The organism is Paenibacillus gallinarum (genome assembly GCF_014836635.1).
GTDB lineage: Bacteria > Bacillota > Bacilli > Paenibacillales > Paenibacillaceae > Paenibacillus > Paenibacillus gallinarum.
Map to the genome: position 1 here is coordinate 159,350 of NZ_JACSQL010000010.1, position 20,553 is coordinate 179,902.

14 protein-coding genes are annotated in these 20,553 nt (G+C 42.6%); 13 read left to right on the plus strand and 1 reads right to left on the minus strand.

The window, feature by feature from the left end; all coding sequences use genetic code 11:
* Positions 1-208 precede the first annotated feature (208 nt).
* From H9647_RS19165 to H9647_RS19205, 9 genes are all read left to right on the plus strand, one after another.
* Entirely contained in the window at positions 209-2,566 is a 2,358-nt protein-coding gene (locus tag H9647_RS19165; RefSeq protein WP_191802971.1) for a helix-turn-helix domain-containing protein, read from the plus strand.
* A 264-nt stretch (positions 2,567-2,830) separates the two neighbouring features.
* Complete coding sequence (locus H9647_RS19170) at positions 2,831-3,802, plus strand: ABC transporter permease (protein WP_191802973.1); 972 nt, start codon at positions 2,831-2,833, stop codon at positions 3,800-3,802.
* Positions 3,803-3,820: 18 nt separating this feature from the next.
* A complete protein-coding gene (locus H9647_RS19175; RefSeq protein WP_191802975.1) occupies positions 3,821-4,693 on the plus strand; it encodes a carbohydrate ABC transporter permease in 873 nt (290 codons plus the stop codon).
* A gap of 28 nt (positions 4,694-4,721) precedes the next feature.
* The gene (locus H9647_RS19180; protein ID WP_191802977.1) at positions 4,722-6,218 is read left to right on the plus strand and encodes an extracellular solute-binding protein; all 1,497 of its coding nucleotides are present in this window, start codon (positions 4,722-4,724) and stop codon (positions 6,216-6,218) included.
* Between the two features lie 245 nt (positions 6,219-6,463).
* A complete protein-coding gene (locus H9647_RS19185) occupies positions 6,464-7,816 on the plus strand; it encodes a sodium-dependent transporter (protein ID WP_191802980.1) in 1,353 nt (450 codons plus the stop codon).
* A gap of 106 nt (positions 7,817-7,922) precedes the next feature.
* Positions 7,923-10,637 carry an alpha-L-rhamnosidase gene (locus H9647_RS19190; protein ID WP_225229415.1) on the plus strand — a complete coding sequence of 905 codons (2,715 nt, stop codon included), beginning with the start codon at positions 7,923-7,925 and terminating at the stop codon, positions 10,635-10,637.
* 186 nt (positions 10,638-10,823) lie between these two features.
* Complete coding sequence (locus tag H9647_RS19195; RefSeq protein ID WP_191802982.1) at positions 10,824-11,864, plus strand: hypothetical protein; 1,041 nt, start codon at positions 10,824-10,826, stop codon at positions 11,862-11,864.
* A gap of 18 nt (positions 11,865-11,882) precedes the next feature.
* A complete protein-coding gene (locus H9647_RS19200; protein ID WP_225229416.1) occupies positions 11,883-12,422 on the plus strand; it encodes a hypothetical protein in 540 nt (179 codons plus the stop codon).
* A gap of 71 nt (positions 12,423-12,493) precedes the next feature.
* A complete protein-coding gene (locus tag H9647_RS19205; protein ID WP_191802984.1) occupies positions 12,494-13,129 on the plus strand; it encodes a DUF975 family protein in 636 nt (211 codons plus the stop codon).
* A gap of 80 nt (positions 13,130-13,209) precedes the next feature.
* Here the strand turns inward: H9647_RS19205 and H9647_RS19210 are convergent, their stop codons facing one another.
* Positions 13,210-14,250, minus strand: a complete 1,041-nt coding sequence (locus tag H9647_RS19210; protein WP_191802986.1) for a serine hydrolase domain-containing protein — start codon at positions 14,248-14,250, stop codon at positions 13,210-13,212.
* A gap of 232 nt (positions 14,251-14,482) precedes the next feature.
* Between H9647_RS19210 and H9647_RS19215 the strand changes: the two genes are divergently transcribed.
* The 4 genes from H9647_RS19215 (at position 14,483) to H9647_RS19230 (ending at position 20,516) form a co-directional block, all read left to right on the plus strand.
* Positions 14,483-15,355: a polysaccharide deacetylase family protein gene (locus H9647_RS19215; protein ID WP_225229417.1), complete on the plus strand. Its 873-nt coding sequence runs from the start codon at positions 14,483-14,485 to the stop codon at positions 15,353-15,355.
* A gap of 23 nt (positions 15,356-15,378) precedes the next feature.
* A complete protein-coding gene (locus tag H9647_RS19220) occupies positions 15,379-16,056 on the plus strand; it encodes a YkyA family protein (protein WP_191802988.1) in 678 nt (225 codons plus the stop codon).
* A 172-nt stretch (positions 16,057-16,228) separates the two neighbouring features.
* Positions 16,229-17,110, plus strand: a complete 882-nt coding sequence (locus tag H9647_RS19225) for a radical SAM/SPASM domain-containing protein (protein ID WP_191802990.1) — start codon at positions 16,229-16,231, stop codon at positions 17,108-17,110.
* Positions 17,111-17,210: 100 nt separating this feature from the next.
* Positions 17,211-20,516, plus strand: a complete 3,306-nt coding sequence (locus H9647_RS19230) for a DEAD/DEAH box helicase (RefSeq protein ID WP_404822641.1) — start codon at positions 17,211-17,213, stop codon at positions 20,514-20,516.
* Positions 20,517-20,553 lie beyond the last annotated feature (37 nt).

Here is a 20,553-nt window from a genome sequence, read left to right on the forward strand (position 1 = left end):
ATGAGGATAGAGGCACCCCGTTTGCTTAAAAGCAGACAGGGTGCCTCTATTTTTTGTATATAACAAATTGATGCAAGTAAAAAGGAGTCATATAAGTCATGTCGAATGAAATATATAGTATAATTTGTCATTAATGAATAATTATTTCAAATAACATTGTAAACGCTATCATAATAGTTAAGCTTGGGTTAGAGGTGGAGGGTGAGTCATGCGCAACTATTGGATCAAGCTTTTGGTATTCTGTCTTTTACTCGGTGCGGTACCTACCCTATTTATCGGCCTGTTTTCCTACATCACTGCTTCTCAAGATGTTAAGGATAAAGTTCAGGCAGCCAATATGCTTGTGTTACAACAGACCGAAATGCAAGTAGAGCAAATGCTGCATACGTTAGAAGATTCAGTCACGCAGTTTGCAAACACGGCTTTGGTTCAGGAGGCCTTTCATCAATCCCTTACCAGCGAAGACTTCGTTACCGTTCGAAAGCTTACGAATGAAATGGCGAATCTGCGGTCTTCGGCTGATATTAAAGATACGTATATTATTCAATTTGAAAAAGAATGGGCGATTCATTTTGCTGCACTCCGAAAGCTTCAGGAATTACCGAATTTAGATGAATTTGAAGCCTATGCAAGTGAATCTAAGGGGCTGATGTGGAATACAAGAGCAAAAACTCAGCCCATAGCTCAAACGGAGCCAGGCAGTGATAACTCAATGGATGCGCTGGAGGTTCCAGAGGAAACGATAAGTTTGATCTATAAACTGCCTTTGCTCGCGGGGACGGATAAACCGGAAGGCATGATTGTTGTCCGCGTGATGTCAGATGAGATAAGAAGAGTGCTGACGAAGAGTAAGGAACTCGGAAACAGTTATATTTTGGATGCCTCAGGTCAGATGTTTCTCTCTTCCGCTTCGGAAAAAAACGAGTATGCAGAGATTAACCGTGCTATAAGAGAACAAATTAGGGAATCATCTTCTTCCAGCGGTTTTTTAAACACGAAGTCAGGCGGTCAGAAACTCGGTGTGAGTTACCGTGTTTCTAATTACAACGACTGGGTGTATGTTTCTGTTTCGTCGATTGCCGCTGTGACAAAGGAATCCCAGTCGATCGGTCTAATGACCATCGCTGTTTGTGTTTCTATATTGCTTCTAGTGGCGGCAATTTCATACTTTGGCAGCCAGCGCATGTATAAGCCGATTCGTTATCTGACGCAGCTGACTAGAGAAGCCAATGAAGAATCAGACATGATAGAGCAGAAGGACGATTTAGTGCTGATTCAGGAAGGAATCCAGACACTGGCTTCTACCAAAAGTAAACTTAAACACGTAATGCAAGGACAAATCCGGCATTTACGCGAATTTTTTGTTATTAAACTCTTCACGGGGCAAATGTCGGAGGAAGAGCTGATTCAGCGATCCGATATGTATGGCTTCCCAAAAGAATGGGAGCATCTGTTAGTCTTTGCCGTACAAATTGATGATCTATCCTATACGAGGTACGCAGATGAGGATCGTGAACTTTTATTATTTGCGCTAAATAATATCGTAGAGGAATTGCTGCCCCCTGATCGTAGATTTAGTCCCGTTTTGCTTGGTGGAACTCAGATCACTTTGATTGCGAACCCGGAAGGAAGCAAAGAAGAAATTTTGAATTATGCGGCAGAACAAGCTGAAATGATTCAAGCCAAAGCAATGGAATATCTACAGTTGCAGATTAGTATCGGGGTGAGCAGACCTTTTCATAATATAGCAGATGCGGTCATCGCTTATGGGGAAAGTCTGGAAGCGCTGCGCTGCAGAAACAGCCTTGGTTCCGGCATGATAGTTCGTGTTGAAGAAATTGACAAACGCGCGTCAGGCGAAACGGCGGTATATGGACATCTCAAACCGCTTGAAGAGCAGCTTGTACACTCTCTGCGAGAAGCTGATCTTGAGAAAACCCTGGGAATGCTGGATCAGTATTTGTCTGCTGTATTGCACAAAAATAGCTACGCAAAAGAGAGACGAATTCTACTTTTACAGCTGATGATGCGAATTGTGCAGATTGTTCAAGAACAAGGAATTCCTGTCCATAAGATCATTGAAGGAGAAAAAACAATTGAGCGGTTCCTAAAACTTCAGACTCACGAGGAGATTAGGTCGTGGTTCCAGAATCGGCTGCTTACACCGATTGCAAGTCTGCTGCAAGAACGGCAGGAGAATCAGTTTGTCAGCGCGGCTGAAAAAATTGTATCCATCATACACGAACGCTATGATCAGGAACTCACACTCGAAGCGATTGCAGCTGAGCTTCATTTTCATCCGGTGTATCTAGGCCGTGTATTTAAGAAAGAGGTAGGACATACCTTTAGCGATTACGTAAGTGAGTTCCGAATGAAGATGGCTAAACACATGTTGGAGACGACAAATATGAAAATTTCGGAGATTGGTGAGAAATTAAGATATAAAAACATCAGTGCCTTTATCCGGGCATTCCGTAAAATGTATGGATCAACACCAGGTCAATATAGAGAAGAGCGAAGCAGTTCGCGAATGGAAACAGAAGGAAAGTCCGTAGATCATGCCTGAAGAAAGATGGATGGATTCACTTTCTTTTCTTAAAAGCAGCATACCGGAATTTTCGGGGTGCTGCTTTTTTATATAAGCAGTAAAAATGATAAAGTTGTACCCTGCATATCACTGGTTGCCTGCTGCGCATAAGTACGGCAATGACAGGGGGAATCAGGGATGTTAGATTCACATTGTGTGGAGGTTGCCTCGTAGGTATAGCTTGCACTGATTCCTGACTGTCATAATCAGGACACCAAGCGACAAAGGAGGTAACCACCGCAAATGAAGAGCGAATCGACGTTACATAATCCGGAGCAAGGAGATGCATTCGTACCTAAATCTAAGATGAAGGGTGCGGTCATGCGTGATCTGATCCGGGATAGATGGTTGTATTTCATGTTAGCGCCGGGCATAGCTTACTTTATTATTTTCAAGTATGTTCCCATGTACGGCATTTCGATGTCTTTTCAGGATTACCAACCTTACCTCGGTTTTTTTGACAGTCCATGGGTGGGTTTCAAGCATTTCGAAAGATTTTTTGGTGAACCGCAGTTTTGGATGTTGTTCCGTAATACAGCAATTCTAGCGTTGTATAACTTGATTTTCTTTTTCCCATTGCCGATTATGCTGGCATTGATGCTGAATGAGGTTAGATCTTCTTTTTATAAAAGATTTGTCCAAACCTTAGTGTATATTCCGCATTTTGTATCATGGGTTGTGGTAGTAGGTATTTTCTACATGCTCTTTACGACGGAGAATGGACTGATTAATGAGTTTTTATTCCAATTAACAGGTAAGAAAATCGCTTTTCTTCAGGATCCGGAATGGTTCCGAACGATGATCGTATCTCAATCCATATGGAAAGAAGTCGGCTGGGGGACCATTATTTTTCTTGCCGCACTTGCTGGCGTAGACCTTCAGCTATATGAAGCAGCGAGAATGGATGGAGCGGGAAGATGGCGTCAGCTGTGGCATATCACTTTGCCTGCGATTAAGAGTACCATTGTTATTTTGCTCATTCTTCGGCTCGGTAATTTCCTCGATTCCGGTTTCGAGCAAATCTTCCTGATGCTGAACCCAACCACTCGGGATGTAGGTGAAGTATTTGATACGTACGTCTATGTGAAAGGGTTGACCCAGGCGCAGTATAGCTACTCTGCAGCTGTTGGACTATTCAAATCGGTTGTGGGACTGGTCCTTGTCGTCTCGGCAAACTGGCTGGCTAAACGGTTTGGCGAAGAAGGCGTTTACTAAAGGAAGGGGTCAAATGCAATGAACCAAGATAAAACCATCGGAAACCGGCTATTTGATATCATCAACAACTCGCTGCTACTTTTAGTGGCCTTAGCATGTTCGCTACCTTTTGTTTATGTGCTTGCCGTCTCGTTCACAAGCCCTGCTCAAGTGGCTCAAGGCGGAATCATTCTTTTTCCGAAGGAATGGTCACTCTCAGCATATCGCTACATTTTTTCTACCGATACACTGATGCGAAGTATGATGGTTTCGATTTACATTACGGTAGTCGGTACGTTCATTAATCTGGTGTTCACTTCGCTCATGGCTTATCCGCTGGCGAAAAGACATCTTCGCGGACGTAGGACGATTATGATGGGAGTTCTGTTCACCATGCTGTTCGGTGGCGGACTGATCCCCACTTACTTTGTTGTCAAAGCGCTCAATCTAACGGATACCTTATGGTCCTTAATGATTCCTACTGCAATCAGTGCATTTAACCTTATCGTGCTAAAAAACTTCTTTCAGCAAATCCCAGATGGACTGGAAGATTCAGCAAAAATCGATGGATGTAATGATCTAGGTGTTCTCATTCGGATTGTCCTGCCTTTATCCTTACCGGCGATGGCGACCTTTGGTCTGTTCTATGCGGTTGGACACTGGAACCAGTTCTTTAACGCGATTCTTTATATCAATGACAATACGAAATGGCCTATTCAGGTATTACTTCGTGAGATCGTTATTCTCGCATCGGGCCGTATCGGGGATACCAATATTGACGATGCGGAAATACAGCCGCTGACGATTCGAATGGCAGTCATCGTTTTTGCAACGATTCCTATTTTGGTCGTATATCCGTTCCTGCAAAAACATTTTGCTAAAGGAGCAATGCTAGGCTCAGTTAAGGGTTAAATTATCATTTGATATAGGGGGAAAAAAGATGAAAAAGAAAGTTCATTTGTTGTCCGCTTCCGTTATGACTGCTGCGCTGGTATTATCCGCATGTGGCGGTGGAAAAGAGGCCGTCGTGATTGATGGAAGTAAGCCTTATTCACTGAAATATGTTGTAAATCAGGTAGGGGAGATTCCGACAAAAGGGAATGAGATCGAGAAAGCAATTATGGAGTACACGAATACTGATCTTAATATCCAGTGGATTCCAGCTTCTGCTTATGATGAGAAAGTGAATGTAATGATCGCTTCGGAAGAGCTTCCTCAGCTGATCAAGCTCGGATATAATCCGACAACGATCGGAGCACTCAAAAATGGACAGTTTTGGGAAGTCGGACCCTATATTAAGGATTACCCTAACCTGGCAGCACAGAGCGAAGATTTCTATAATAACATCAACGTAAACGGTAAAATATACGGGGTGCCTTTGTTCCGTGACCTGGGACGGGCGACGTTACACTACCGGAAAGATTGGCTCGATACGCTTGGGCTTCAAGCTCCTGTTACACTAGATGATTGGTACAACGTTATGAAAGCGATTGCTAAGGAAGATCCAGATAAGAACGGAAAAGATGACACGTATGGCCTTGTATTTGATAAAAAATACAATCAGGAAGCGGCCTCAACACTGACTCGTCTCGCCGTTTCACAAGGTGCACCTAACAAATGGGCAGTTGATGCAGAAGGTAATTTCACACCGGAATTCATGACTGAGCCTTACTTTGAAACCATGAATCTGGTAAAACGTCTGTATGAAGAAGGATTAATTAATCAGGATTTTGCAGTGGTAGATACGAGCGAAATTGATAAATTATACGAATCCGGCCGTGCGGGTATTCGCTTCTCCGGAGGAAATGCCCAGTCTTGGCAGGATAAAGTCATCAAGAACGTTCCGGAAGCAGTCATTGACGTGGCACCGGTAACCGGTCCGGAAGGACGCAGACTTCCAGGAGAGACAGGCAACGCAGGATTCCTGGCTATTCCTAAGAAGACAGTAAAAACAGAAGAGGAAATGAAGCTCATCCTGAAATTTGTTGACCAGCTGATGGATCCCGAAATGGCGACTCTTTTAGTTAAAGGGGTAGAGAACAAACACTGGAAGGATGCAGGCGATGTAACGGAGGTACTGGACCGTGATGCGGATCTGAAAGAAGTGAAGCCTTACCGTGATACGATGCCGAACCGCAACGAGAACTACAACATTGAAAAACTCGCGAAGCAACCGGATTTGTTCCGTAAGAGTCAAAAGTTTGTAAAAGAAAACGATGAATTTATTGTTCCTAACCCTGCTCTGACACTAGATTCTGCGATCTATGCGGAACGTGGTAAGGAGCTGGAGCTGATGGCCACCGATGCACAGACAAAGTACATTATGGGTCAAATTGATGAAGCCGGCTGGCAGGCAGCGATAGAACAATGGAAGAAGCAAGGCGGCGACCAATTGATGTCTGAATACAAGGAAGCTTACTTGAAAACAGTTAAATAAAAGAGAACGAAGAGAACGAGCAGAAATAGAGGCAGTAACACACTGCCTCTATTTTATTTTTTCTGATGATTCAGAATTAATATTTTCATTTGAATGCAGATACCGGTCACTTAGTTAGGTATTAAGACTTATTCGTTATTTAACATAACATTACATATATACGTTTAAAGTTCTATCTTGTATAATACATTATTATTTATTTAGTAGTCATACTTAAATACGGATTAACCGAGATGGAGGGCTTCATGGGACCAAATAAGACAAACGAAAAAGGCACAGGAACCAGTGAACGGTTCTCATCCTCAAAAGGATTTATACTAGCCGCTATTGGTAGTGCAGTAGGACTTGGTAATATGTGGAAATTTCCCTATATCACGGGGGAAAATGGAGGCGCAGCCTTCTTTCTATTATTCATTGCATGTCTGGTTGCAGTAGGACTTCCTGTTTTGCTTGCTGAGCTGGCAATCGGCCGGGCAGGCCGGGGAAGTGCAGCTTCATCCTTCGTAAAAGCAGGGGGAGGGAGAATTTGGGGGAAACTAGGATTTATCTCCGTTATTGCTCCTTTCCTAATCATGACGTTCTATATCTTAGTAGCCGGCTGGACTCTTCACTATGCAGTACTGTCCTTTAGCGGTCAGATGACGGCGGGAGTAGATTTCGATGCTCAGTTTGTTAAGTTTACAGGAAGTTACTTGCCTTTAATCTGGGCATTTGTTGCTATGCTGATCGCTGCTTTGGTTGTTATAAAGGGGATATCTGACGGAATTGAGAAGTTTAACAAAATACTCATCCCTGGAATGCTTGTTCTGCTTGTCATTCTTATGATTCGTTCGGTCACACTGCCAGGTGCGATGGAAGGTGTGAATTTCTTCTTGGCTCCTGATTTCTCTAAGCTTTCTCCAGAGGCCGGACTTGTCGCACTCGGACATGCTTTCTTCTCTCTATCTCTAGGAATGGGGACGATGATTACTTACGGAGCATTTGTGGACCGTAATCAATCGCTAGGAACGGCTACCCTAGCCGTAGGTGCAGGTGATTTAATCTACGCTTTCATAGCGGGTCTAATTATCTTCCCAACCACATTTGCTTTTGGGATTGATCCAAGTTCCGGTCCGGGACTCGTATTTGTAGCTTTGCCGGCTGCTTTCTCAGCGATGCCGCTGGGCTGGTTGTTCGGAGGTCTGTTCTTTATCTTGCTGGCAATTGCCGCCCTGACTTCTCTAGTATCCTTGCTTCAAGTACCGGTTACGCATGCGATGGAAAAATGGAACTGGACTCGTAATAATGCGGTATGGATTATTTCCCTGCTGATCTTCTTGGTGAGTATCCCGTCAGCTCTTTCCATGGGTCTGATGCAAATTAATATTGGGGAACGAAATTTCTTTGATTATGTAGACTTCTTTGCTTCGAACTGGCTGCTTCCGCTTGGCGGACTTATTGTTACTCTATTTGCCGGGTACTTTTGGAAGACGGCTGCAAAAGAAGCGGGCCTTACAACAAAATGGTTCCGCATCTGGCTGTTCATGCTTCGTTATGTAGCACCGATTCTGATGATATTCGTATTCTTACATTCAACCGGAATTCTAAAATTCGAATAAATAGGAACAATAAAAATAAAAAAGATCTTTTCTTGCTTTTATGCAGAAAGGATCTTTTTTTATGCTAAAATGAAAGCGATTTCCATATTACTCAACCAGCATAGACATGGCATTCAAAAACGGTGAAACAGGAGTTGAGATGAGCATGAAAGTATGGTGTGTAAAGGAAACATCTGTAGAGTACAGACAGAAATTACTCGGTACCGATATTCGAAAACCAAGGTTTAGCTGGAAGACGTTATCTGATCGGAGAGGTGTGCTGCAAAGTGCCTATCAGATTCAAGTGGCAGAAGAGGATGATTCTTTTACGAATAAGCTGTGGGATACGAGGAAAATAGACTCCGAAGAAGCCATTCTTATTCCTTATGAAGGACCGGAACTCATGTCCAGAACTCGTTATTATTACCGAGTGAAGGTCTGGGATGATCAGGGGAACGAATCTTTATGGAGTGATCCTGACTTTTTCGAAACGGCTTTTCTATGTGGTGAAGAGTGGCGATCCTCATGGATTACACCTCACCCAGCAATGATTAATCCCGCAGAAGAATCGGCTTTCCTGTTAAGAAAATCATTTGTACTAAAAAAAGATATAGCTGCTGCCCGTGTATATTGCACCAGTGCAGGGCTATATGAGCTATATATGAATGAAAAGCGAGTAGGAAAAGATCTACTTACACCCGGCTGGTCTTCTTATCAACACCGTTTGCAATACCAAACCTATGATGTCACGCAGGAATTACGTGATGGAATCAACGCGGTGGGACTAATCGTAGCAGACGGTTGGTATAAGGGGGAACTTGGCTGGGAAGGACACAAGGGACATTATGGAAGTACACGTGCCGCTCGGCTTGAGCTATATGTGAAGTACCAGGATGGTTCAGAGGATCTGATCGTTACCGATCCGACATGGAGGTCAAGTACAGGACCTATTCAATATGCTGAAATCTATCACGGTGAGCGATATGATGCCAGGCTTGAAAAAGAGGGATGGTCAGGAAGTAACTATAACGATGCCGCCTGGTATGAAGTGATCGTTACAGATCAAGTGCCTGCAAATCTGGTGGCACAAGAGAATGAGCCTGTTCGAATAACAGAATCTCGCCCAGCAGTCAGCTATGTTGTCACACCAGAAGGAGATTATGTTCTGGATATGGGACAGAATATGGTTGGCCGTATGCGCCTTGCGGTAGAGGCAGAAGAAGGAACGCGAATTCGGCTGTCTCATGCTGAGGTACTGGACAAAGAAGGGAATTTTTACACGGATAACTTACGCGGGGCGAAACAACAAGTGGAGTATATCACGAAGGGAAATGGACCTGAAAGCTATGCATCGCATTTTACATTTCAGGGATTTCGTTATGTGAAGATTGAAGGCTACCCTGGATTAGAAAAACATGTGCCGCTGGAGTCTTTTACTTGTGAAGTGATGCATTCGGATATGCCGAGCACAGGCCACTTCCATTGCTCACATCCACTCCTAAACCAGCTTCAATCCAATATTCTATGGGGACAACGCGGTAATTTTGTAGATGTTCCTACCGATTGTCCACAGCGTGATGAACGTCTCGGCTGGACAGGAGATGCACAAGTTTTTATAAATACGGCTTTGTTTAACTATCAAGGCGCTCCATTTTTTACAAAATGGCTACGAGATCTTAAGGCAGATCAAGGGGAAGATGGAAGCGTTCCTTCTGTTATTCCCTCCATTGGGAATATACCGATATCTTCGGCATGGGGAGATGCCGCTACCATCATACCCTGGGCTATATATCAACAATATGGAGATAAAAGAATTCTTGAAGAACAGTATGAGAGTATGAAGGCGTGGGTGGAATATATTAGGGATCAAGGAGATGAACCCTACCTATGGAATACCGGATTTCATTTTGGTGATTGGCTCGGACTAGACGCGCATGAAAACAGCTATGATGGGGCTACTCCCAAAGATCTGATTGCTACTGCGTACTACGCTCACTCTACAAGAATCGTCAGGGACACCGCAGCCGTACTTAATTATCGTGAAGATTATGATAAGTATACGGAATTACACCGCGGGATTGTGAATATTTTCCAAGAGGAATATGTTACTCCACGAGGAAAGCTCACTGCCGATACCCAAACAGCACATGCACTTGCTATCGCATTTGAACTGGTAGAAGGTAAGACGAAGGCAAGAATAGCGCAGCGGTTGAACCAATTGATCCAAGAAAAAGATGATCATCTGACAACTGGTTTTGTAGGTACGCCACATTTGTGTTTTGCTTTGTCAGCTGAGGGATATACCGATACAGCGTATCGTCTGCTGATGCAAACTTCATATCCATCATGGTTGTACCCCGTCATTAAGGGAGCGACTACGATATGGGAACACTGGGATGGCATCAAAGAAGATGGTTCTTTCTGGAGCCGGGATATGAATTCTTTTAACCATTATGCATATGGTGCGATTGGGGATTATTTGTACCGGGTTGTTGCGGGGCTGGATCGTGATCCTCATATCCCGGGATACAAAAAGTTGGTAATTCAGCCGGCGATACAGGAGAACAGTGGTATTACTAATGCTGAAGCGAGTTATGAGAGTGAGTACGGTCTCATTCGATCAGCATGGCGCATAGAAGATGAATATATAATTATTGAGGTTAGTATTCCATCCAATACGACAGCCCTGATTAGGGTGCCGAGTTCACTGCCACAAGCAGAGCTGCAGGAATGGGTTGAATCTTATCAAAAAGAAGAAGGAATGATGTCGGTTAACTGGGCTGCGCAAGGAATTGAAATTCAAACAGGGTCCGGTGATTATCAGTGGAAGGTTCCGCTATAGTCAGCTGCAATATAATGAAATGTAAGGCTTCCCTTTTTAATAGGGAGGTCTTTTTCTATTTTTTTATGAAAACGGATAGCAACAAACAACAAATTTCGACAATTATCTCTGCGTGCATCTGCTATATTGAAAATACATCTTTGAAAGATAGGGTGAAACTGTTCCTTAGAAAGGGGAGTTTCTACAATGAAAAGTTCGAGAAGAATGGAGTTATTGATGATAAGTCTGCTTATGATCATATTGACTTTAACTATAATCATTCTGTTTTTTTTCCAAGGTAAAGAGCGTCCCCCAATAGATTACGGAAGTTCCGAGATAATAACCGAATCCTATGAGACCATGCAGGATACCTCCCTAGAAGTAAGTGGAGATCTGGTAAAACAACCGGCTAATCCCTATTATCCTAACGATCTTGCGGTGCCGCTGACGTCTGATCAAGGCAGAATTAAGGATCAGAGTTCTTTTTCGATGCATTCGATTCAAAAAACTAGTATCTTAATACATACAAATGAGGGTGAAAAAACGTTTAGCACACCACCCCAAAATAACAGTATGATATTAGAAGCATTCGGCAGCATTAATCTATCTAACGCTAAAGCTGACATTGCAGAACCATCTCAAGATGGGATTATTTATATTCGTTTTCATGCAGCTAATGTAGTGTACTCGGTTCCTTATGATTTGAATAGTAATACGTATAATCTAGGTGGACAAAGATATTATGCTACATATAACACGATTGTATATATGAATTTATTTTGCCGGCCAGGGACAATCTTAGCTACGCTAGGTGAAATGAGAATGACCGATATGGAGACGGAAGATGCGTCAAAATATGTACTTACTCAAAACGATCAGTACGATGCGAGTGAATTGAAGGTGCAAAATCAGAACTTTACTGAATGGTATGATCACATCAAGGGAGATCCTAAGTACATTCAGCAGATGCGTTTTTATTCGATTCGGGATGATAAAATAAAGACAATTCTTGTAGATGAACAAAATGGTATTTTATTCACGGGTTTAAGTGTTTTTTTTACGAAGAACGAGGTAGAGACTGCTGATGGAATATCCATTGGTAGCAGCACGCATGATGTGGTAACCCGACTCGGACAGCCGAGTAAAATGACCAGAGGCAAATGGAGCTATCAGGTGGATGAAGAGCACTATTTACATTTCTATATGAAAGAAAAGAAGGTTCAGTTTATGTCACTCTCATGTCTTTAGGCTGGAATTACTTTAGATATGTGGAAAGGAGCTATTATGTTTGACCCTACCGTTTTTGATAACTTAAAAGTAGCACTGGAGAATGAACTATATGATATGGACAATCTAGATCATCGTGTACGCATAACAGGCAGAGTAGACCGGATGGAACTTGCTGTGATGTCACGATTATTTCGGATTCAGTTTCAATTGCCTGATGATGACCTTATTACGGGTGAAATCGAACTTGCGGCATCACTGCAAGAGCTGGCCTCAGAAATTTTGGAACAAAAGGGAGCGGAGCCAGGCTGTGTACTGACCATCAGATACAAAATGCCAATTTCAAACCCCGATGAAAACTGCCCGCAAATGCAGCAGGTGATGGAGAAGATTTGGCCGGATCAGATGCTAACTCAGACGATCAGTTACGTATACAATCCGGAGAAAATAATGCCAATACTCTGTACAAGTGAAATATCATTTCCTCGGAAAATTAACGAAGAACAAATGAATGATATTCCAGAATTAGCGCTGTATGCTGTGCAAACGATTCAGGAGCTGAGAGCCCAAATAAAGTAATCTTTACGCAAGGTTCCCTGAGCTGAATAACCGTGCTATAATCGAGTTTTGACAGGAGGAATGAATAAATAATGGGCATTATGAAAATGAAGCACCGTTCACTTGATGCGCTGAAAGGAAACTGGGGAAAAGCCATCTTACTGACGGTTCTTATCTCGATACTCACCATGATTATCCCAACAGCGATGGATATACAAAACAGTGGAGGGGTGAAACCATGGCTTGACGAGGTGGCACCTGTTACTCTTTTTAGTTTTGTATATGAGATCGTATTAATGCCATTTTATGCCGGCATAGTATGGTTCTACATCAGTCTTGTAAGAAAAGAAAAAGCGCAAATTCGTAATATTTTTAAAATATACCCAGACGGTAGATTAACTTTAAAGTTAATATGGACGTATATTGTTATGATCTTCTTTATTTCTCTATGGACTCTGCTGCTCATTGTTCCAGGAATTATCAAAAGTATTTCTTATTCGCAGACGTTGTACGTATTAAGAGATCATCCTGAATACTCAGCAACCCAAGCGATCACCGAGAGCAGAAGACTTATGGACGGATACAAGTGGAAGTTTGTACTGTTCCATCTTAGCTTTATTGGATGGTTTTTATTAACAGCCGTAACTTTTGGACTGGCTTGGTTTTTTGTAGGTCCTTATTTCTCGGCAGCACAAGCTGTATTCTATGAAGAATTGAAAGATCAATAGATTATTTATGTGTATTTCACCCTAAGACTTTTTAGAAATAAAGAAGCTGACGCCTTAGGAAACGAAAGTTCCTAGAGGCATCAGCTTTTTTTAGTCTCCTGTTTTGCCGCAAGCAGAAGCTCCATTCCCATGGTAGTCGGGTTTAGCTGTCTATGATCACGAATATTCGATAAGATCACGACGCCAAACGGCAGATCAGGACGAAAACCAATGAAACTTTGATATCCATGAGTGCCAGCGCTGTGATAGAGAATTCCCTCTTGTGCATTTTGATGCCAGCCTAACCCGACTTTGAACTGGTTATTTTTTTGGAAATAGTTTTTTTGGGTAATAGAATAAATATCAAATATTTCCCTATTTGGATGTACTCCCATATGTGCAGATAGAAAAGTTAGCAAATCACTAGCTGTAGAACGGAGAGCACCCGTACCTGGAAAATCATTCAGTTCTATTGGTGGAGCTGTCCGGTGTCCTCTGAATCCAGGAACGAGTCTTGTCATCGCTTCGCTTGTGAGATGAATCGATGTATCTGGCATTTCCAAGGGAATAGTAATCATGTCTTGTACAGCATGTTCATAAGAAGTCTGCATCTCTGTAGCAAGAATATGCCCAAGCAGACCGATCCCGGCATTAGAATAGCGGTAGGTCTTTCCTACACTTTCAGCGGAAGCGCGGCGTAAGTAGAAAGCAGCTTCAGACAAACTGAAAGTGGAACAGGAGTCACGGCTTTGCTCAGAATCAAATAAGTTACGGACTTTTCTCCAGATTTGCTTTTCCGGAAGACCAGAGGTATGCGTCGCCAGATGACGAAATGTAACCGGTGAGTCCGGAGGGAGAAGCGGGATATATTGACCTAATGAATCATCGATATCCAGGAAACTGTCATGATGTAAATGTGCTAGTAATGTGGTCGTAAATAGCTTGGTAATAGACCCGATTTCATAGATAAGTTCACTGTAGTTCGTCGTAGTATAGGGATGGATATCACCTATTCCATAGACTCGTCTTTCATTTCCGTACACGGTTCCAATGACAAGTACGGACTCTTTATGTTTGTTATAATAGGTTTCGAGATTCCGATTAACCATACTTTGGATGATTTGTGACAAATGCGGACTCACGATCGTTATGCTCCTTTGGAAAAAAGTTGTATGTAGTTATTACGTTTATTTTATCTGAATTGTAACCTCGTTGTCATTCAACAGATAGGGAATTCCTTTAATCTTATATCTGGGGCTAAGAAATAACCACAAATTATGACAATTCCCCTTTTACGTCAAGTGAAATCGACAGCGGATTTAGAGAATCATGACGTAAAAGAATCTATTAAAATTATAGAAAGAAGTGACAACCTTGAGAAGACAACGCAAACAAAAACGCCCCGTATTTCGGGGAAGACAAGCAAGAAGAAGAATTCGTTATGATCGAGTAGTTATTGCCGGACTTATTTTGGCATTCTCGGTTTTTCTCATATGGAAGATTGGAAGTTTTGCTTTAGATCGATTCCCGCAAGTAGCAGAATCTTCGGTGGTAGTACAACAACCTAGTATGCTAGGGGGATTTACCGTTGTACCGATGGCGAAAAAAGAGCCTGTTCGGTTTAAGGGTAAAGTTCAAAAAGTTGCATACCTCACTTTTGATGATGGTCCAAGTAAATATACGAATGACATTCTCGATGTGCTTAAAAATAATAAAGTGCAGGGAACCTTTTTTCTGGTAGGGACAGAAATACATAAATATCCGGATGCAGTGAAGCGAATGGTAGAAGAGGGCAGTTATCCGGGTATGCATACCATGACTCATGAATATCAGACACTTTACAAGAGCGGAAGTTCAGCCAATTTTATAAAAGAAGTGAAGCAGGAACAAAAGATCATTCAAGATTTGACAGGATATAAACCGTTTTTGGTTCGTGCACCCTTTGGCAGTGCTCCGCAGATCGGCGAAAAGTTCCGAGGCGATATTGCGAAAGCACAGTTTAAGCTGTGGGATTGGACCACAGATTCTCTGGATTGGGATTTGCCGGGTAACTCGAAACAAGTCATTGCTAATGTAAAGCGAGATGTACACAAGGATGTGGAAGTTATTTTATTCCACGAAAAAGAACAGACGGTGGAGGCACTTCCTGAGATTATCAAGCATCTGAAAAAGAAGGGGTATAAGATCGAAGTCTATAACCCTGAGAATCACCTTGTTATGAATTTCAAAAATGATCTGCGCTTATAAATAGATACAGGAGGATTTATTTTATGTGGTCAAAAGGGAAGCTGGGTGCTCTGCTGATGGTATGCATGGTACTCCTTGCAGCCTGCAGTAAAGAGGATGCGCTTAATACGATGAATGCCATGGAAGATACGGTAAACACAGAGAATCAGATGCAGGAATATTTACAAAAGATTGCGGATTTAGAAGGGCAAGATCTAGAATTATATGATCTGATTATGGAGCAAGGTAAAGATGCGGATGCGAAGCTGGATGATTTGCTAGAAGATGCCCTAAAGCATGTAGATGATCGCAAGGAGCATCTGGAATCAGCCAAACAGATTATGGATGCGGCTAAAGCGAAAAGTAAATCGTGGCGATCTGCTTTGGATGTTTATAATAATGATGCGAAAGAGCAGGAAATGGTTCAAAAGGCAGATCAGCTGTGGAATGATTATGAAGCGCGTCAGGCAACATTTGGTGAGTTTTACGAGCAGTATAACCTGAGTCTAGCGAAAGATAAAGAGTTATACGTTCTGCTGGAAGAACAAGATGAAGCTATTACATTATCCAAGCTGAAAAGCAAAGTGAGCGAACGCAATAAAGCTTTTGCGAAGGCGAATAAACTGAAACAGCAATTCAATAAGGAAACGTCTGTTTTTAATAAAGAGCATGAAAGTTTTGTAGTAGAAATGCAGCAACACCTATCCAAAAACAAAAGATAGATCAGATTAAGACAGTTCGCATATCGATGCGGCTGTCTTTTTTAATTGGAGCCCTTAATTTATTTACTGCCATACTTTGTGAAGCTACTCTAAATGGAACTTCTACTGGTCGTATGGAGCTGGCTTCTTTATAATGATAGATATAAATGATAAGAGATTGGAGAACATGGGCTTGAAAACATTCAAGAAAGTTTATGTTGAGATTACAAGTATCTGCAATTTAGCTTGCAGCTTCTGTCCACAGACGAAGCGACAAGCAAAGTTCATGGATTTGAATACATTCAATAACATACTTGATCAAATTAAACCACATACCAATCATATTTATTTGCATGTTAAAGGTGAACCTTTGCTTCATCCAAAGCTTGATCAGCTGCTTGATGCTGCTGATGCGAAAGGCTTTAAAGTCAATATGACGACGAATGGAACGTTAATTGAAAAGGCGAGACATCGGATTCTTGGGAAACCTGCAGTGAGACAAATGAACTTTTCTCTCCATAGTTTTGATGGTCATGAGGGAAGTGAGGATCGCGAAGGATATCTCTACCGTATCATTGACTTTGTACGAGAAGCAGCCAAACAAGATATTATCGTTTCGTTCCGGCTTTGGAATCTAACCGAGGACAATATGACGAATCTGCAAAAACAACGTAATCGGGAAACACTAGATATACTGGAACATGAATTTGGACTTGATTTTAAGATCGAAGAGAAAGTAATACCAGGTAGTGGTGTGAAAATCGCTAAAAACATTTATTTGAATCAAGACCATGAATTTGAGTGGCCGAGCCTTGCTGCGGAAGAAGATGATGGAAAAGGTTTCTGTCACGGACTGCGTTCGCAGGCAGGTGTGCTCGTAGATGGAACCGTTATTCCATGTTGTCTTGATGGTGAAGGGGTAATTAACCTCGGTAATATCAATGCAACGCCATTCTCTGAAATTGTGGAAAGTAAACGTGCGAATGATTTATTTTATGGATTTTCCCGCCGGGAGGCAGTGGAAGAATTATGCCGTAAATGCGGTTATCGCAAACGATTTGGTGCCGGTGCATAAAATTAATTATAGCTTGGTCATTATGTTAAGAAAGGCGTCCTTAGGGACGCTTTTTCTCATCGACTGAGGATAGGAAAGGAAACGAAATAGAATGAATATCATGCTGAATCGACGAAAAATAAAACTGCTTTGCGGTCCCCGCTTCTATGAACAAGGAGAATACACGTATGATTCAGGCAGTGTAGGAATTACCTTATCTGATGCAGATAAAGGACAATTCCGAGCTGTAGTCAAAGACGGGACCAAGAATAGATACGATGTTGAAGTGAATTTAGATCGGAATGGAGATGTGCTGGCCAGCTGTTCATGTCCTGCATTTCCAGTACATGACTACTATTGCAATCATATTGCGGCTGTACTCATTCAGATTAGTCATTTACAAGAGGAAGGTACTGCCAAAGTCAGTGCTTATCCATCCTTGCTGCACAAACCTGATCTTGAACTGCCGGAGGGTTACTTAACCCCAAGAATTCAGCGTGCAGATACCTCTGAACAGGCCGAAAAGCAGCGAGCAGAGGATATCCTTGCTTTGTTTAGCAAGGATTCACGCATTTCGGTTGCGGCTACAAATACAATTTTGGATAACAGAGAACGTTTGTCTGTTCAATTTACAATTAAATCGATTCCTTATGGCTATCATAAGCAAATGCTTGGTCTTGAGATGAAAGTTGGTCCTAAACGATTATACATCGTGCAGCAGGTGAAACAATTTTTAAGTCGTCTAGCGCGTAAGGAACCACATGTGTTCTCGAAAAATTTCACGTATGATCCTGAAGTTCATTGCTTTATGCCACAGGATTACGCGGTTCTCGCTGAACTAATTCATCTGGAGCGTCAAGAAGAAATGTATCTGGAGTCACTAGGGGGATATCCGGGAATAGGAAAAGCCCGAAGCCAAGATCGAATGCTGCTTATCCCGCCGCTGGCTTGGGAGAAAATTGCTCCGTTGCTATCGGAAGCCGGGGATGTTTATGTACAGCAGGAAGATGAACTGTTTAGTAGTTTTTCGCTGCCTGACCAGACGCTTCCCCTTGATTTTGAATTTTCAAAAGCTTTAGATAGTGGATTTCAGTTAGAAATACCGGGACTTCATCAGATGATCATTCTAAAAGATTATTCTATGGTACTGCATCGCGGTGTTTTCTATAAGATTCCTGAGCAATCCGCTCATCATTTAGCAGGACTTAAGGATAAATTAGCATCTAAAAAATCTCCTGTGCTCCGTATTCCCGCGCAGCAGATGGGGCCTTATATGGAGAAGGTTGTACCTGGACTCATGCGCCTTGGCCGTGTACATGTGGGGGAAGAGATTTCGAGTCAGATGGTGAAAGTCCCACTTAAAGCCCGGCTGTATTTAGACCGAGTGAGAGAGAAGCTGCTGGCAGGGCTTGAATTCCAGTATGGAGATGTCGTGATTAATCCGCTGGATGAGAAAGAACGTACTCCATCAGGCCGGATTATGATTCGTGACAAGGTGCAGGAAGAACAGATTCTTCGGCTCATGGAAACGAGTAGTTTTGCGAGAACCGAAGCAGGATATTACTTGGAAGATGAAGACGCAGAGTTTGATTTTCTATATTACACAATGCCTCAGCTTGAGCAGCTTGTTGAGGTGCTTGCCACCTCGGCGGTAAAAGTGCGAGTTGTGACCTCACCAGTGATTCCTCTGATTCGTGTTCATTTGGATGAAAGAACGGACTGGCTTGAATTCAAATTCGATATCAAAGGAATTCCGGATGACGAGATTAAAGAAGTATTAACGAGTGTGGAGGCAAAACGCAAATACCACCGGCTCAGAAATGGAGCTTTGCAGCCGCTGACAACTCCTGAGTTTCAAGAGATGGTGAGGCTGATGAATGAGATGGGCTTCCGTAAGGGAGATCTAAGCAGAGGAGAAGCTAAACTTCCTACCCATCATGGTTTATCGCTAATGGATAAGCAATCCGAGCAGATTGAACTCAGTGAAACTCTCGAGCAGTTTCTTGCCAATCTCGCACATCCTGAGAAGATGAATGATCCGGTACCTCCCTCTTTGAATGCGGAACTTCGTGATTATCAGAAGACAGGCTACAGGTGGATGAAAATGCTGGCTTCCTACCGGTTTGGCGGGATTTTGGCTGATGATATGGGACTGGGAAAAACCCTGCAAAGTATAACGTTTATTCTATCGGAGATTGACAATATGCGTGAACACAAAATGCCGGCACTCATCGTTTGCCCTGCATCGCTCGTATATAACTGGCACAATGAACTCGGAAAATTTGCCCCTGATCTTCGAACCGTCATTGCAGATGGAAGTAAAGGCGAACGGGGAGAAGCCATTAATCAGATAGAAGAGGTAGATGTGGTCATTACCTCGTATCCACTGCTTCGAAGAGACGGCGATCTTTATGCGAAGCAACAGTTCCATATCCTTATTTTGGACGAAGCGCAGGCTTTCAAGAATCACTCGACACAGACAGCACAATCGGTCAAACAACTCTCAGCAAAACATCGGTTTGCACTTACCGGCACTCCGATCGAGAACAGCCAAGAAGAACTTTGGTCCATTTATGACGCTGTTTTTCCCGAATTATTTTCCGGAAGGAAAGCTTTTCAGGAGTTGTCAAGAGAATCGATTGCAAAACGAATCCGCCCATTTCTGTTGCGCCGGGTAAAATCTGATGTACTACAGGAGCTGCCAGATAAAATCGAATCACTGCAAGCTTCCGAACTTTTGCCAGAGCAGAAAAAGCTGTACATCGCTTATCTAGCCAAGCTGCGGCAGGAAACGGTAAAGCACTTAAATGAAGAAGGATTTCAGAAGAACCGTATTCGAATTTTAGCAGGGTTAACGAGACTGAGACAGCTCTGCTGTCATCCTGCCTTATTTGTAGAAGGATATACAGGCAGTTCTGCGAAGTTTGAGCAGCTGATGGAACTGATTGAAGAAAGCCGGAGTGCAGGAAAACGAATCTTGTTATTCTCTCAGTTTACGGAGATGCTCGGAATCATTGGCAGAGAACTTGGACTTCAAGGAATTCCGTTTTTCTATCTTGACGGTCAAACACCAGGCCAAGAAAGAGTTGAACTCTGCGAGCGTTTTAATCAAGGGGAAAGTGATCTTTTTCTGATCTCGCTGAAAGCAGGCGGTACAGGGCTTAATTTGACGGGGGCTGATACGGTGATCTTGTATGATTTATGGTGGAATCCCGCGGTTGAAGATCAAGCAGCAAGCAGAGCACACCGGATGGGGCAGAAAAATGTAGTTCAGGTAATACGCTTAGTGACCCAAGGAACGGTAGAAGATAAAATGTATGAACTTCAGCAACGCAAAAAAAATCTGATCGAAGAAATTATTCAGCCTGGGCAAGAAGCGGTTTCACCGCTCAGTGAGCATGAAATTCGTGAGATTCTTTCCATATAGTGTCCAATGAAAAAAAAGGATAGGGACAGGGCATAAC